Raw genomic sequence first — 15,566 nt, 5'->3', positions numbered from 1 at the left:
GGAATCGTACACGACGAATTGAAAAGGGAGTTACAGTCTGCATACAAGGGCAAAAGTACTAAAAATAATCTTTCCCTATCGGGTTATAGGGCGGTATTTTCATAAATATTTCATATCGGGATTCCGCTTCTTTATTATATTTGTAGCAGCTATGATTCAGCTCGGCCATGTCAAACTTGAAAACTTTGTTTTCCGTTTGCCTCGGCGCTCGCCTTTCACTATATTTAGAGAATATAGGATTCGGCTCGGCCGGGTCAAACTTTGAAAACTTTGTTTTCCGTTTGCCTCGGCGCTCGCCTTTCACTATATTTGTAACCAATAAGAGAAAGGATATGAGAATTGGATTGATTTATATGGCAGCCGTACTCCTCGGGGTGTCGCTCTCCTCGTGTTTTACAGGGGTGGAGAGTACCGGAAAAATCACATTGCCCGAAGAGACAAAGACCGAAAAACAGAGTCCCGAAGATGCTTTTATCGAATCCTATTTCGTGCCGCAGGGGTGCGACTCGTGGCGGGTGGGGAAGACTTTCTACTATACCGACGAGAAACTTTCGTTTGTCTTTCAGGCCGAGCAACCTACCTTCCCCGACAGTGTCTCTTTGAAGGGAAAGATTTTTACCTATACGGGTAGTGCCGAGGAGAGTCCTTTCGGGGGTGAAAAGAAGGTGGTGCTGCTGTTTGAGTGCGAAGGTCACAGGTTCCGCTACGATACCGATAAGACTCGTGCCGAAATTGCCCGACTGAAATATACGCCTCTGATTCCTCCTTTCATCGACCTCGATGATTTGAATACGGCCCGTTCGTTGTTGAAGGGGCGAACCTTGTATATCAAGACTCCCATGTGGTACAATCGGGAGGGCGAAGCCATCGACGGGCGCAAGTTGGTGCCGGTCGAGGTGCTCGATATTCGTCCGGGTAACAACGTGCTGCCGGTCGAGGTGTGGTTCAAGGACGACAAGGGTAACGAGGCTGGTGTCTTCATGTCGCTGCTGACCTCCGAGCGTTCGCAATATATTACTTTCGACCGGTTGTTTTCTTTCTCTGATCCTCGTCTGCAATACAAGGAGATACAGGACGAGGCTTGGGAACAGATTACGCTGGGACGGGTAAAGAAAGGTATGACCAAGGCCGAGTGCAAGTTGTCGCTGGGCAATCCCAACGAGGTGAAAAAGATACCCACTTACAGCGGGTTGAAAGAACAATGGGTGTACAACACGGGGGCTTATCTCTTTTTTGTCGACGGTTTGCTCTCGGAATATAGATTATAGTATGATAAGAATAGAAGAAAATTGTTTTATCAAGGAGCGGCATACGTTTCGCATGCCCGTATATGCCCGGTGGTTTGTCGAGTATGACACCGTCGGCGATTTGATTTCGCTGCTGCACTCCGATTTGTTGCGCAATCACTCTTTTCTGCCGATAGGCGGGGGAAGCAACCTGCTGTTTGTGCACGAGCACTATGACGGGGTGCTGTTGCACTCGGTCATACGCGATGTGACTGTTTTGAACGAGACCGATTCGGAGGTGCTCGTCAAGGTGGGCGCGGGTGTCGTGTGGGACGATTTCGTAGCCCACTGTGTGTCGAACGGTTGGGGCGGAGCCGAGAACCTGTCGTATATCCCGGGCGAGGTAGGTGCCAGTGCCGTGCAGAACATCGGCGCTTATGGCGTAGAGGTGAAAGATATTATCCACGAAGTGGAGACTATCGAGATTGCAACGGCTTCCCCTCGCATCTTCACGAATGCCGAGTGTGAATATGGCTATCGCAGTAGTATCTTCAAACATGCGCTGAAAGGGAAATACATCGTTACGGCAGTCGTCTATCGGTTGCAAAAGAATCCCCGGCTGCATCTGGATTACGGCAACCTGCGCCACTCGTTACCCGAGGGCGATATCACCATTGCCGATGTGCGGCGTGCAGTTATCGACATACGTCGCTCCAAGTTGCCCGAGCCCGACGAGTACGGCAGTGCTGGCAGTTTCTTCATGAATCCCGTTATTCCGGTTGAGCAGTATGAGGCTTTGAAGGCGACTTATCCTGACATGCCTCACTATGAGGTCGACTCGACCCACGTCAAGGTTCCTGCCGGTTGGCTCATAGACCGCTGCGGTTGGAAAGGCAAGGAGGAGGGCGGTGCTGCCGTGTATGAGAAGCAGTGTTTGGTACTTATTAACAAGAATAATGCATGTCCCGGCGATGTGGTGACGCTGGCCGATAAAATCAAGCAATCGGTGCAGCAGACCTATGGCATAACCATCAATCCCGAGGTAAACTATATTGAATAAATCGTATGATGCAGATCACTTTTTTGGGAACAGGCACGTCGACCGGGATACCGCAGATTGGCTGTACCTGTCCGGTGTGTACCTCGGCCAACCCAAAGGATAACCGGCTGAGAACCTCGGCCGTCGTTTCGGTAAACGGCAAGAACATACTCATCGATTGCGGTCCCGATTTCCGTCAGCAGGTGTTGCGGGCCGGTATCGGCCGGATAGATGCGGTGCTGATTACACACATTCATTACGATCACACCGGAGGTATCGACGACCTGCGACCCTTTGGGGGAAAGCACACGTTGCCCATCTATTTGGAGCCGTCGGTAGCCGAGGGCATTCGCACCCGGTTGCCTTATTGCTTCGGCGACCATCTCTATCCCGGGGTGCCTAATATTCGGTTGCAGGAGATTGGTATAGAGCCTTTTACTATAGAGGATATCGAGGTGACTCCTATTCGGGTGATGCACTATAAGTTGCCAATCCTGGGTTATCGCATAGGAGGGCTGGTCTATATTACCGATGCCTTGACTATCCCCGACGAGGAATATGCCAAGATGAAGCAGGTCGATGTCCTGGTCATCAATGCACTGCGCAAACAGCCGCATCTTTCGCATCAGACTCTGGACGAGGCCCTGCGGGTCATCGAGCGTGTACAGCCGCGGGAGGCCTATCTGGTACACATGAGTCACCACATGGGGCTCACGGCCGAGGTCGAAAAGGAGTTGCCGCCTCATGTCCATTTCGCTTATGACGGACTGGTGGTCGAGAGTGTGTGAGGGTAGTCGGCTATGGGCCGACCAATGAGAAAAAGATAAAAACAAGAGCGGGTCTGAAACCATCGTGTTTCAGACCCGCTCGGTTTATTCTATGGCAACGACAAACTTAGTTTGTCTTTTTGGCTTTCATGCTCGACATCGTGAGGAAGGCAATCAGCAGCAGATACATTACCAGTCCGGCAACTTGCAGTGTGGTCTCGCTCAGGTTGTGATGGTATTCAAATTTTGCCAGACTCAATCCGGCGCTGACTACACCCATCAAGGCTCCACCGGCAATGAATCCCGAAGCCAGCAGTGTGCCTTTGTCTACACGGGCTTTGTTGAGAGCGGCATCTTTCGAGCGGCTGCCTACATACCAGCTGATAAGGCCACCGACTACCAGCGGGGTGTTCAGTTCCAACGGAATGAACATACCCAGTGCGAATGCCAGAGCCGGGACATTCAGCCAAGTGAGCACTACGGCCAGAATGGCTCCTACTCCATAGAGCAGCCAGGGGGCACCTTGTCCCATCATGAGCGGCTCGATAACGGCAGCCATGGCATTGGCCTGGGGAGCAACCAGTGCGTTTTCGCCCGAGAAGCCGTAGGCTTTGTTCAGCAGCAGAATCACACCGCCCACCGTAGCGGCCGATACGAGGGTACCCAGGAATTTCCACGTCTCCTGTTTGCGGGGCGTGGTCCCAATCCAGTAACCGATTTTCAAGTCGGTGATGAAGCCTCCGGCCATCGACAGCGCGGTACAAACCACACCGCCAATCACGAGGGCGGCTACCATACCACTGGTTCCTTTAAGACCCACGGCAACCAGAATAACCGACGCCAGAATCAGGGTCATCAGTGTCATGCCCGAAACGGGGTTCGTTCCTACGATGGCAATGGCGTTGGCGGCTACCGTTGTAAAGAGGAAGGCAATACCGGCCACGACCACAAAGGCTACGGTGGCTTGCAACAGGTTGTTGATAACTCCCAGATAGAAGAAGAGGAAGGTGATGATCAAGGCAAACACGATGGCGATGATGATAAATTTCATCGAGAGGTCGCGTTGGGTACGGGGCATTTGAGCTTCGGCATTTCCCTTTTTCCCCGAGAACTCTTTCGAGGCCAGACCCAGAGCACCTTTGATGATACCCCACGAGCGGATAATACCGATGACACCGGCCATGGCGATACCGCCGATGCCGATGTAGCGTCCGTAGTCGGAGAATATCTGTTCGGGAGACGCTGCGGCCAGTTCGCTACCGGGAACGCTGCCCAACAGGGGTATGATGATGAACCACACGAAGAGAGAACCCGAGCAGATGATGAGGCAGTATTTCAGACCCACGATATAGCCGAGACCCAGCACGGCGGCACCGGTATTGACCTTGAATACCATCTTGGCATTGTTGGCCAGTTCGGTACCCCAGGGCAGAATGCGGGTGGTGAGCACATCGCTCCACCAGCCGAAGGTCGAGAGGCAGAAATCGTAGAGACCGCCCACGAGACCGGCCAGAATAAGCGGTTTGGCCTGGTTGCCGGCCTTTTCGCCCGACACGAGTACCTGTGCCGTGGCCGTGGCTTCGGGGAAGGGGTACTTGCCGTGCATGTCCGATACGAAATATTTGCGGAAGGGTATGAGGAACAGAATGCCCAGAATACCTCCCAGCAGCGAGCTGAGGAATACCTCCATGAAGTTGACCGTCAGTTCGGGATACTTGGCCTGCAAGATATACAGGGCCGGCAGGGTGAAGATGGCACCGGCGACAATGACACCCGAGCAGGCGCCGATTGACTGGATAATCACGTTTTCGCCCAATGCGTTCTTGCGTTTGGCGGCCCCGGCCAGACCCACGGCGATGATGGCGATAGGTATGGCTGCCTCGAATACCTGGCCCACACGCAGTCCCAGGTAGGCAGCGGCCGCCGAGAAGATAACCGCCATGATGATACCCCAGGAAACCGACCAGGCATTGACCTCGGGATAGACTTTGTCGGGCGAAAGGATAGGCTTGTACTCCTCACCCGGTTTCAATTCCCGAAACGCGTTTTCGGGCAAATCGACAGGTTGTTTTTCGTTTGTTTCCATTCTTATTTTATTTCTGTTTTGTGTATCGTTTTTTTAAAATCGTGGCAAGTTAGTAAAAAATGAAAACATAGCGGGTATCATTGCCCCGGTTTTTTATGATTTGTGGGCATAAAACGGCTCTTTGTGTGGCAAAACGAACAAAAAAATCTATATTTGCCCAACAAATGAGAAAACCGATTCCCGGGATTATCCCGGCAACGATACCGATTATGAAAGAGATATTGACCTATTTGTCGCAGTTGAGAGAGAATAATAATCGAGAGTGGTTTCAGGCACACAAAGAGGAGTATGACCGGTTGCGTCCGCTCTTTATAGAAAAAGTACAACAACTGATTGACCGTATATCGCGCTTCGATCATGAGATTGCAGGGCTCGATGCCAAGTCGTGCCTGTACCGCATCTACCGCGATATTCGTTTCTCGCCCGACAAGACGCCCTATAAGAGCTACATGTCGGCCTATATAGCCAAAGGAGGGCGCAAAAGCCTGCGGGCCGGATACTATTTCCATCTCGAACCGGGAGGCAGTATGCTTAGCGGTGGGGTGTGGTGTCCCGAGCCGAAATTGCTGAAAGCCCTGCGCCAGGCCGTGTATGACAATTACGACGAGTTGCAGGAAATTGTGGGTAACCGTCGGTTCCGCACTCTGTATCACGATTGGGAGGGCGAGACGCTTAAAATCGTGCCACGTCCGTTCCCCCGTGACTGTGAGCAGGCCGAGTGGCTCAAACGGAAAGACTATGTGGTAGTGAATCACAAGCCCGACAGTTTTTTCGATGATCCCGATTGGGTAGAAAAGACGGCTCGCGAGTTTCAAATCATGAAACCGCTGAACGACTTCTTCAACTACACCATCGACGAGGTGTACGACTTGTAATCAATGCCGGGCCGCATCGCATCAGTTCAACTCGACGACCGTGATACCGGCGCCGCCCAGTTGCACATGTTCGTCTTGAAAATGGGCTACCCCCGGCACGGTTTTGAGATATTGTCTGATGACCTGCCGCAGCACGCCTGTGCCGGTACCGTGGAGGATACGTACCCGTGAGCACCCCACCTGTATGGCATCGTCGATGAAGTAGGTGACGGCCTGCAAAGCCTCGTCGGCCCGCATGCCTCGCACATCGATTTCCTGTTTGAAGTGGAGTTGTTTCTCCCGCATGTCCTCGGTGGTCTGTTCGCCGATGAAGGTAGCCTTGGCATTCTCTTTCTTGATTTGGCTTTTGCTCACCTTTTCCAGTCGGTCGGACTTGACGGTCGATTTGAGCATGCCGAAGGCGACGGTCACATTGTTGCCGTTGACGGCCAGCACTTCGCCTACCGAGTTTTGCCCTTTCAGTCGCACGGCATCACCCACGACAATGGGTGAGGTGGTGGCAGGCTGTGTTTGATTCTCCTCGGCCTTCTTGCGCTGTTGCTTGCGTTTCTTCCGCTCGGCAATCTGTTTGAGCTTGCGGCTCACCAGGTCGTTGGCATCGGCTTCGGGTTCTTCGTTCAATCCGGCTTTGAATTGCTCGAACTTTTGGCGGGCGGCACGCGTCTTCTCCTTCTCGGCCTGCGCCTCCTTGATTTCGCGTATTGTATTTTCAATGCGGGCGTTTGCCTCGGCCAGAATCTGGGCTGCGTCGCCTTTGGCCTGTTTCAGCAACTCCTTGCGCTGTTTTTCCAAAGCGGTCAAATCGGCTTCGTAGCGGGCCGTGAGCTCTTCGAGTTTCTTTTCACGCTGACGTATGTTCTGGCGTTTGCTCTCCCAGTAGCGTTTGTCGCGCACGATATCCTGCAAATACTTGTCCATGTCGATGTAGGCCGATCCTACCTTTTCGGAGGCTGAGGCGATGACGTCCTCGGGCAGACCGATCTTGCGGGCAATCTCGATGGCAAACGAGCTGCCCGGGTTGCCGATAGAGAGTTTGAAGAGCGGCTGCATCAGATGGCGGTCGTAGAGCATGGCCCCGTTGACGATGCCGTCGGTATCCTCGGCAAAGTGTTTCAGATTCTGATAGTGGGTGGTGATGACTCCGTAGGCCCGTTTCTGGTTGAAGCGGTCGAGCAGAGCCTCGGCAATGGCGCCGCCGATTTGAGGTTCGGTACCTCCGCCAAATTCGTCGATGAGCAGCAGGCTGTTCTCGTTGGCATTCCGCACGAAAAATTTCATGTGGGTCAGGTGCGAACTGTATGTACTCAGGTCGTCCTCGATTGATTGCTCGTCGCCGATGTCGATGAATATATCCTTGAAGATTCCCGTGCGCGAATTGTCGTGCATGGGCACCAGCAGGCCGCATTGCAACATGTATTGCAGGAGTCCAGCCGTTTTGAGGCAGACCGACTTGCCGCCGGCATTGGGTCCCGAAATGAGCAGAATGCGGTTCTTTTCGTCGAGAGTCAGGTCGAGCGGGACAACCGTCTTACCCTGACGCTTCAACGAGAGGTAGAGTAGGGGGTGGACCGCGTGAAACCACTCGATTTGCCGCTTGTTCTCAAAGGTGGGCAGTACCCCGCCGGTCTCGATGGCAAAGAGTGCTTTGGCTCGGATAAAGTCAATCTCGGCCAGAAATTCGTAGGAGTAGATAATCTCGTCGATGAAGGGACGAAGTTCGTCGGTAAAGGCGGTGAGTATGCGCACGATTTCGCGGCGCTCCTCGTTTTCGAGTTCGCGCACCCGGTTGTTGGCCTCGACCACCTCGGCCGGTTCGATGAATATGGTCTTTCCGCTGGCCGATTCGTCATGGACGATACCCTTTATTTTGCGTTTGTACGAGGGTGCTACCGGTATCACCAGTCGGCCGTCGCGCATGGTGGGGCTCACCTCCTTGTCGACGAAGCCTTCGCTTTGGGCTGCCCGCAAAATGGCGTTCAGGTTGCGCGATATGCTCGACAGGGTCGAGGTGATGCTGCTGCGTATGTGGGCCAGTTCGGGCGAGGCGTTGTCTCTGATGTGGCCGAACTTGTCGAGAATGGTATCGATTCTTTTGACCAGCAGGGGGAAGGCCTCAACCTCTTTGGAGAGCTCATAGAGGTAGGGATAGCGAATCTCTTCCTCTTCGCCGGGCCGCAGAAAACGGACAATGGCCTGTATGGTGTCGAGCGAACGCCGCAGGTCAAACAGTTCGCTCTCTTCCAGGAAGGTCCCTTCGATGCGTACACGCCGCAGCGAAGGGCGCACATCGAAGAAGAAATCGACCGGAAAATCATCGGCCATCTCGACGATGTGTACAAACTCCCAGGTACAGTGCAGTTGTTTGCGTATGGCGTCGTAGTCGGTAGAGAATTGCATTCTATCGGTATAATCCATGCCCAGGGAGCCGAGGCACCGCTCCTTGATGAGCGACCTGATTTGGTCGAATCCTATCTTTTGCTCGAAATTTTGCGGATATATCACACTCGTTGATTTAGAAAAATGATTGCAAATGTAATAAAAAGAGTGGTGATATTTGCCAAGTGCTGCCGAACAAAACAGTCGTGTCGGGTGTAATAGTGGTACGAACCAAACAGATGTATCTATGGATTCTATCAGTAGCGTATATAAAGAGATAAGACAGATGTTCCGGTCGACGGTCCCCCCGTATGTCGCCACCATTAACGACGATTATCATTATGAGGTGTGGGCGGTCAAGCAGGCCGATGGCGAGCCGCAGGCCTCGGAAGAGTTGCTGGGGTATGTGGCCAAGCACGATGACAGTGTGACGGTGGGGTTTAACAACAAGTTGGGCGAAGAGGTCAAGCGTCGTCTCTTCTCGGCACTTTTGTTGACCAAGATGAATGGACATGGCCGCATCTGCATTCATCGCATGACTCGACAGTTGCATGCCGATTTGCAGAGCGCTATCGAGAACCTCATGCGCTATTATACCCAGATGAATTGGATTTGACCCAAGGTGGAACTTGATGAATCTATTCGCTATTTTTTACCTAATAAAACTGTTTTTAGATATTTATTGTTATATTTGCGCCCTATAAATAAGCGCTTTTATGACACAGATTGAAACCAAGAACGAAGGAGAAGACAAGAAGAGTCTCAATTTCATAGAACAGATTGTGGAAGCCGACTTGAAGGCAGGAAAGAATGGAGGCCGGTTGAGCACCCGTTTCCCGCCCGAACCCAACGGTTATCTGCACATAGGTCATGCCAAAGCTATTTGCATTGACTTTGGTATTGCCGAGGAGTTTGGCGGAACGTGTAATTTGCGTTTCGACGACACCAACCCGGTGAAGGAAGATGTCGAGTATGTCGACTCCATCATGGAGGATATTCACTGGCTGGGTTTCGACTGGGGCGACCGCCTCTATTATGCCTCGGACTATTTCCCCAAACTGTGGGATCTGGCCGTTCGCATGATTAAGGAGGGAAAAGCCTATGTCGACGAACAGTCGTCGGAGGAGATTGCCCGTCAGAAGGGTACTCCCACGCAACCGGGTATCGAGAGTCCTTATCGCAACCGTAGCGTTGAAGAGAATCTCGACCTGTTCGAGCGTATGAACAAAGGTGAATTTGAAGAGGGTCGTTTCGTGTTGCGGGCCAAAATCGACATGGCCTCGCCCAACATGCATTTCAGAGACCCCATCATGTATCGTATCATCAAGCACCCTCACCATCGCACGGGTACGAAATGGAACGTATATCCCATGTACGACTTTGCCCATGGACAGTCCGACTATTTCGAGGGAGTGACTCACTCGATTTGTACGTTGGAGTTTGAGGTGCATCGTCCCCTGTATGAGTATTTCGTGAAAGAGTTGGCCGACGACAGCTATTGCCCGCGGCAAATCGAGTTCAACCGCTTGAATCTCACATACACCGTAATGAGCAAACGCAAGTTGCTGCAACTGGTGAAAGAGGGTTTGGTAGCCGGTTGGGACGATCCCCGTATGCCGACCATCTGCGGTTTGCGCCGTCGTGGATACACCCCCGAGTCGATCAAGAACTTCATTCAGAAAATCGGTTATACCAAGTACGACGGTATCATCAGCGTATCGCTGCTCGAACACAGTATCCGCGAGGATCTGAACAAGACCGCTACCCGTGTATCGGCTGTGCTCAATCCCGTAAAACTGATTATCACCAACTATCCCGAGGGTAAGGTAGAGTATCTCGACATCGAGAACAATCCCGAAGACCCGGCTGCCGGAACCCACCAGATACCCTTCACCCGCGAGTTGTATATCGAGCGCGACGACTTCATGGAGAATCCGCCGAAGAAATTCTTCCGGTTGGCTCCCGATCAGGAGGTCCGCCTTAAAGCCGCCTACATCATCAAATGTACCGGCGTGAAGAAAGACGCCGATGGCAACATCGAAGAGATCTATTGCGAATATGATCCCGAGACCCGCAGCGGAATGCCGGGCAGCATGCGCAAGGTGAAAGGCACGTTGCACTGGGTATCGGCCGAATACAGCAAAACGGCCGAGGTGCGTCTCTACGACCGACTCTTTAATGTGGAGAATCCTTCGGAAGAGAAAGATGTTGATTTCAGAGAGTTGTTGAACCCCGACTCGTTGAAGGTCATCAACGACTGCCGTATCGAACCCTATCTGGCCGAGAATGCCAAACCGGGCGATCGCTTCCAGTTCCAGCGTACGGGATATTTCTGTGTCGACCCCGATTCGACCGACGGTCACTTGGTCTTCAACCGCACCGTGTCGTTAAAGGATAGCTGGGAAAAACTGAAATCGAAATAAGAGAAATCATAGCATTTTCCATACTGTCGGATTCCTTGATGCGTGAGAGGAATCCGGCAGTTTTTATCTGAATCCAAAAAGAAAGAATGTCTGCCAAGAGATCCAACGAACTCGTAGAACGGTATGAACAGATGCTGTCGGGGACGGGCAGTTGCTATTTCGACTCTGACGAAATCGGTGAAATTGCCGAATATTATGAATCGAAAGGGCAGTTGCCCAACGCGCTGCATGCCACCGAATTCGGGTTGAACATGCACCCAGGCGATGTGGACTTGAGCCTGAAACAGGCCCGCTATCTGCTCTATCTCGACCGGGCCGACGAAGCTCGGAAAATCATGGCGGAGCTGGCCGATTACAGTCCCGATGCCACGCTTGTGCGGGCCGAACTTCAATTCCTCGACGGGCATGTGAAGCGGGGGCACGAGTTGCTGCTTTCGTTACTCGACAGTGATGACCTGAGCGAGGATATCTGTTTCGAGGCTCTCGATATTTATGCCGACTACGATTGTTTCGAGGGGTTAATCGAGTTTGTGCAGAAGGCCGAGACGGTGCTGCCCGACAGTCGTGAGCTGTTGCGCGAGATGGCGGCTATCTGTGAAGACCGGTCGGAGTATGACCAGGCGATTGTCATCTATAACAAACTGATTGACAAGGATCCCTATTCGGTGGCCGACTGGTTTTCGCTGGCCAAGGTCGAGGCTCTGTTGAAACATTACGACAAAGCCCTCGAAGCCTGCGATTTTGCATTGGCTGTCAAGGAAGACGACGAAGCCGTCATTTCGTTCAAGGGATATTGCTATTACGACTCGGGTCAATACGACAAAGCCATCGAACAGTTTAAGGAGTATGCCACGGTGACCAAAGACAAATCGGTGGCCTATGAGCTGATTGGCGAGAGCTACATCAAGCAGGAGGACTATAACAATGCCTTGACCTATTTCCACAAGGCCCTCGAAGCCGACCCGGGCAATTCAAACATCTGTTATCAACTGGCTACCTGCTATTACGATTTGGGTAAGGTACGTGAGGCGATTGTCTGTTTGCAGGACACGATCAGTCTCGACGAACGGGACGACGAGGCGCACTCGTTTCTGGGTGAAATCTTTTTGCAGATAGGTGACTATGAAAAGGCTTACCGGCATCTGTCCCGTTCGCTGGCCCTGAATGCCGATGACCGGGAGACGTTGCGGTTGAAAGGGGTAGCCTGTTTGCATCTGGGCAACTATGAGGAGGCGATAGAGGCCTTTGAGAAGGTGTTGAAAGAAGATATGTACGACTTGCAGACCCGCTTCAATCTGGTGGTGACTTATGCTCGGAACGGGAATGAAGCCGAGGCCGAACATCAGGTCGAGATGATTGACAAAATGGCGCACACCTTTGATTTGAGCGAATTGCCGCCCGAGGAGCAGAAGCAGTGGAAAAACGTGCAGACGGCCATTCAGTCGCTCAAAGATTTTCTGCTGGGGAATATATACCCCAATCACGACCAACCCGAAGAAAATAAAGAACCCCTTTCATAAGAAGGGGTTATCGTTGCGTTCGAGACCTATTTCGGTATCGGGTCCATGCCCGGGATAGACTACGGTTTCGGGGGGAAGTGTCAACAGGTTTTTCCGTATCGATTCAATTAACTGCCTGTGGTTCCCACCGGGGAAATCGGTACGCCCGATGCTCATTTGAAAGAGAGCGTCGCCCGAGAGGACAAAGCCCGATTCGGGGGCGTAGAAGGCCAGGCTTCCCGGCGAATGTCCTGGCACGGCGATGGCCTGCATCTCTTCCTGCCCGAGGGTGAAGGTGGTACCGTGACCGATATATTGCCCGATGGGCTCAATCTCTCCCTTGAACGTAATCCCGAATATCTGAGCCTGTTGGGCCATGTAGGGTAACAGAAATTCGTCGTCTCGTGAAGCCATCAGTTTTACGCCATATTGCCGAGCCACGAAGGCATTGCCGAAACAGTGGTCGAAATGCAGATGCGTTGCAAGCAGGTATTTTACAACCAGTTGGTTGTCGTCGATAAAGTGGGCCAACGTCTCTTCCTCTTTGGAATAATAGCACCCGGCATCGACAATGGCACACTCCCGGCTGTCGGGATCCCATAACACATAGCAGTTGACGGGGAGCATATTGAATTGGAAACGGGTTATTTTCATCGCACCTATTTTTTGACTATCTGTACATAAATCACTTTTTTCGTCTCGAAATACTCCTCCTTGAAGTAGTCGCTCAGATTGAAGACAATCGAGGTCTTCTTGACCGGAGCAATTTCGCTTTGCAAGTCGCCCCCTTTGAGGCAGAGAAGTCCGTTAGGCAGGGCGTTATGCTGCTCTTTCCTGATATTCTTTCTCACCAGTTTCAGCAAGTCGGGCAGGGGCATGACGGCGCGGCTCACGACAAAGTCGTATTCGTCTTTGTGCTCTTCCACGCTGCCGTGCTGGAAGGTGACATTGGTCAGCCCTATCGCCTCGGCCACGCTTTGGGCTACCTTGATTTTCTTGCCCACCCGGTCGATCAGGTGGAACCGGCACTCGGGAAAGAGAATGGCCAGGGGAATGCCGGGGAATCCGCCGCCGGTACCCACGTCGAGAATCGTCGTTCCGTCGGTAAACTCGATGGCTTTGGCGATACCCAGCGAGTGGAGTATATGGTGCAGGTAGAGGTTGTCGATGTCTTTGCGTGAGATTACGTTAATCTTGGCATTCCAGTCGATATACAAATCGCCCAAAGCGGCAAATTGCCTTTCCTGGGTAGGAGTAAGATTGGGGAAATAGGTCTTGATATATTGCATGTGTCGTTATTTAATCAATCGTCTTACAGGGCTCTCGGGGAGCATGTACATTTCAATCTCTTTGAAGGGAACCTCGATGTGCACTTGCCCGGTAGCATAGCAGGCAATCTCGTAAGGGTTGAATACCCAGCAGATGCCTTTGTCGGTAAGGTAGAAATTTTCGTTAGCCGTGATGTTCTCGGTATCGAAGAATCCCAGTTCGAGCAGAGAGTCGGGAGTCGACAGATTCAGACTTTTCAGCAGTTGGTCCAGCAGCACGCGATTTACCTGATCGAGCGATTTGGGGCGGAAAATATCGTCGAGTACGACGCGGTGCCAGTTCGAAAGGTCTATGGTGTAATAAAAATCGGCGTACATGCCATGGGCTCCACCCGTATATTCCGAGGTTGATAGTCCGTAACACAAAAGGTTGTCGTGATTGTAGACTGTTGAGAGGGTATAGTCAAACTCCCATTCGAACGAGTAGGAGGCTTCGTTTTCTTTTAATTCTTTCTCAAATTCGGGTTCAAGCTCTTTATAGGCTGCGATATGCGAAGCTACTGCTTTTTGAGCCGAACTTTCAAACAGCGAATCGGGGGCATATTCGTCGCCGAATATCAGGGGGGTAAGTATCTTTTGCAATTGAATGCCGTCGCTCTCCTGCTGGTATTTCACGGGTACGTCAATCGCAAAAGCGATGCGGCAGGCTGGCTTGGCCGTGTCGCCCGAGAGGTGATAGGTCTCTTTAATAGTCACTTCCTTTACCGTAATCGAATCGGTAGTGGTGTCGGTCGAACGACTGCTCTTGGATTGGCAGGAGTATAAGCAGCTTGTCAAGGCGATTATACTCAGGAATAATACCTTTTTCATACTACAACTTTTTTACAAAAATACGCCTTTTATCGGGCTCGGCAAGGAAAAAGGGTAAAAAAGAAGATATGACAAGGGAATGTTTTCCCATTTCAATTCGGGGCCCTCTTGTCGTTTTTCCATCTCTACCTGTGGGAAGAGTCGAAAGATTTGTCTACCTTTGTCCATCGAACCCGATACGAAGCGGGTATCGCAAACACAATCGGTATGTTGCAAATCGGAAAATTCAATACACTCCAAGTCGTCAAGACGGTCGATTTTGGCGTTTACCTCGACGGAGGGGAAAAAGGTGAAATCCTGTTACCTCGTAAATTTCTCCCCGAACAGCCGTGTGTCGAGGGCGATGAACTGTCGGTCTTTGTCTATTACGATTCGGAAGACCGCCTGATTGCTACCACACGCAAGCCTTATGTGCAGGTGGGTGAGTTTGCCCGCTTGCAGGTCAAGTCGGTGACGAAGGTGGGGGCCTTTCTCGATTGGGGTGTAGAGGCCAAGGACTTGTTGGTCCCCTTTCGTGAGCAGAATGGCGAAATGCAGCATGGCCGGTATTATGTGGTGTATGTCTATCTCGATTTTGCTACGGGGCGTATTGTCGCCTCGGCCAAATTGAACAAGTTTCTCGACAATGTCCCCCCCGAATATACCCCCAACCAACAGGTCGATATTCTGGTCGTACAGGAGACTCAGCTCGGCTTCAAGGTGATTATCAATAACCTGCATTGGGGCATTATCTATCACAACGAGATATTTCGCCCGATAAGCATTGGGGAGCATTTGCAGGCATATATCAAGCAGGTGAGGGAGGACGAACGGATAGATGTGTCGTTGCAGCCGAGTGGTTATGAAAACCGGATAGACCCGTTGAGCGAACGTATCTTGCAGCGGTTGGAGGAGGCCGGCGGCCGTTTACCTCTCTCTGACAAATCGCCTGCCGACGAGATTGCCCGTTATTTCCAATGCAGCAAAAAGAGTTTCAAAAAGGCGATAGGGGCCCTCTATAAAGCTCGCCGCATCGTTATCGGCGAGACCGAGATTTGCAAGTCCTGACCGTTATCTTTCGACAAGTTAAAAGAACTTTTTTCAACAACTGTTGTTTAAGAGTTGTAAAGTTTCGTGTGAAGAGACCTTACGACTTTT

13 protein-coding genes are annotated in these 15,566 nt (G+C 51.8%); 8 read left to right on the top strand and 5 right to left on the bottom strand.

Features of this window, described 5'->3' with window-relative positions; genetic code table 11:
• Nucleotides 1-332 precede the first annotated feature (332 nt).
• From BARVI_RS01430 to BARVI_RS01420, 3 genes are read left to right on the top strand one after another with little or no spacing between them, the layout of a single operon-like run.
• Nucleotides 333-1,268 (top strand): hypothetical protein, encoded by a 936-nt coding sequence (locus BARVI_RS01430; RefSeq protein ID WP_157232451.1) that lies wholly within the window; start codon nucleotides 333-335, stop codon nucleotides 1,266-1,268.
• A gap of 1 nt (nucleotide 1,269) precedes the next feature.
• Nucleotides 1,270-2,286 carry a UDP-N-acetylmuramate dehydrogenase gene (gene murB / locus BARVI_RS01425; RefSeq protein ID WP_025277510.1) on the top strand — a complete coding sequence of 339 codons (1,017 nt, stop codon included), beginning with the start codon at nucleotides 1,270-1,272 and terminating at the stop codon, nucleotides 2,284-2,286.
• 8 nt (nucleotides 2,287-2,294) lie between these two features.
• Entirely contained in the window at nucleotides 2,295-3,053 is a 759-nt protein-coding gene (locus BARVI_RS01420) for an MBL fold metallo-hydrolase (RefSeq protein WP_025277509.1), read from the top strand.
• Nucleotides 3,054-3,159: 106 nt separating this feature from the next.
• Here BARVI_RS01420 and BARVI_RS01415 read toward each other — a convergent pair whose 3' ends face one another.
• Complete coding sequence (locus BARVI_RS01415; RefSeq protein WP_025277508.1) at nucleotides 3,160-5,118, bottom strand: OPT family oligopeptide transporter; 1,959 nt, start codon at nucleotides 5,116-5,118, stop codon at nucleotides 3,160-3,162.
• A gap of 206 nt (nucleotides 5,119-5,324) precedes the next feature.
• Between BARVI_RS01415 and BARVI_RS01410 the strand changes: the two genes are divergently transcribed.
• Entirely contained in the window at nucleotides 5,325-5,993 is a 669-nt protein-coding gene (locus tag BARVI_RS01410; RefSeq protein ID WP_025277507.1) for a DUF2461 domain-containing protein, read from the top strand.
• Nucleotides 5,994-6,014: 21 nt separating this feature from the next.
• Here the strand turns inward: BARVI_RS01410 and BARVI_RS01405 are convergent, their stop codons facing one another.
• A complete protein-coding gene (locus BARVI_RS01405) occupies nucleotides 6,015-8,495 on the bottom strand; it encodes an endonuclease MutS2 (protein WP_025277506.1) in 2,481 nt (826 codons plus the stop codon).
• A 121-nt stretch (nucleotides 8,496-8,616) separates the two neighbouring features.
• Between BARVI_RS01405 and BARVI_RS01400 the strand changes: the two genes are divergently transcribed.
• The 3 genes from BARVI_RS01400 (at nucleotide 8,617) to BARVI_RS01390 (ending at nucleotide 12,312) form a co-directional block, all read left to right on the top strand.
• Nucleotides 8,617-8,985, top strand: coding sequence for a hypothetical protein (locus tag BARVI_RS01400; RefSeq protein WP_157232449.1), 369 nt, complete (start codon nucleotides 8,617-8,619; stop codon nucleotides 8,983-8,985).
• 100 nt (nucleotides 8,986-9,085) lie between these two features.
• Nucleotides 9,086-10,792, top strand: a complete 1,707-nt coding sequence (locus BARVI_RS01395) for a glutamine--tRNA ligase/YqeY domain fusion protein (RefSeq protein ID WP_025277504.1) — start codon at nucleotides 9,086-9,088, stop codon at nucleotides 10,790-10,792.
• 86 nt (nucleotides 10,793-10,878) lie between these two features.
• Entirely contained in the window at nucleotides 10,879-12,312 is a 1,434-nt protein-coding gene (locus BARVI_RS01390; RefSeq protein ID WP_025277503.1) for a tetratricopeptide repeat protein, read from the top strand.
• On the opposite strand, the gene BARVI_RS01385 is transcribed toward BARVI_RS01390, so the two are convergent.
• The 3 genes from BARVI_RS01385 to BARVI_RS01375 are packed head-to-tail and all read right to left on the bottom strand — an operon-like array spanning nucleotide 12,307 to nucleotide 14,429.
• Nucleotides 12,307-12,945 carry an MBL fold metallo-hydrolase gene (locus BARVI_RS01385; RefSeq protein WP_025277502.1) on the bottom strand — a complete coding sequence of 213 codons (639 nt, stop codon included), beginning with the start codon at nucleotides 12,943-12,945 and terminating at the stop codon, nucleotides 12,307-12,309. The two genes, BARVI_RS01390 and BARVI_RS01385, sit on opposite strands and share 6 nt — an antisense overlap.
• Nucleotides 12,946-12,950: 5 nt before the next feature.
• Nucleotides 12,951-13,580 carry a 16S rRNA (guanine(527)-N(7))-methyltransferase RsmG gene (rsmG, locus tag BARVI_RS01380; protein ID WP_025277501.1) on the bottom strand — a complete coding sequence of 210 codons (630 nt, stop codon included), beginning with the start codon at nucleotides 13,578-13,580 and terminating at the stop codon, nucleotides 12,951-12,953.
• Nucleotides 13,581-13,586: 6 nt separating this feature from the next.
• The gene (locus BARVI_RS01375; RefSeq protein ID WP_025277500.1) at nucleotides 13,587-14,429 is read right to left on the bottom strand and encodes a DUF3298 and DUF4163 domain-containing protein; all 843 of its coding nucleotides are present in this window, start codon (nucleotides 14,427-14,429) and stop codon (nucleotides 13,587-13,589) included.
• A 207-nt stretch (nucleotides 14,430-14,636) separates the two neighbouring features.
• Here BARVI_RS01375 and BARVI_RS01370 point away from each other — a divergent pair, with 207 nt between their 5' ends.
• Nucleotides 14,637-15,476, top strand: coding sequence for a CvfB family protein (locus BARVI_RS01370; protein ID WP_025277499.1), 840 nt, complete (start codon nucleotides 14,637-14,639; stop codon nucleotides 15,474-15,476).
• The last annotated feature ends 90 nt before the right edge of the window (nucleotides 15,477-15,566 follow it).

Source organism: Barnesiella viscericola DSM 18177 (assembly GCF_000512915.1).
GTDB classification, from domain to species: Bacteria; Bacteroidota; Bacteroidia; order Bacteroidales; family Barnesiellaceae; genus Barnesiella; species Barnesiella viscericola.
The sequence above is the reverse complement of the archived record's forward strand: the minus strand, read 5'-3'. Positions and strand labels throughout refer to the sequence as shown.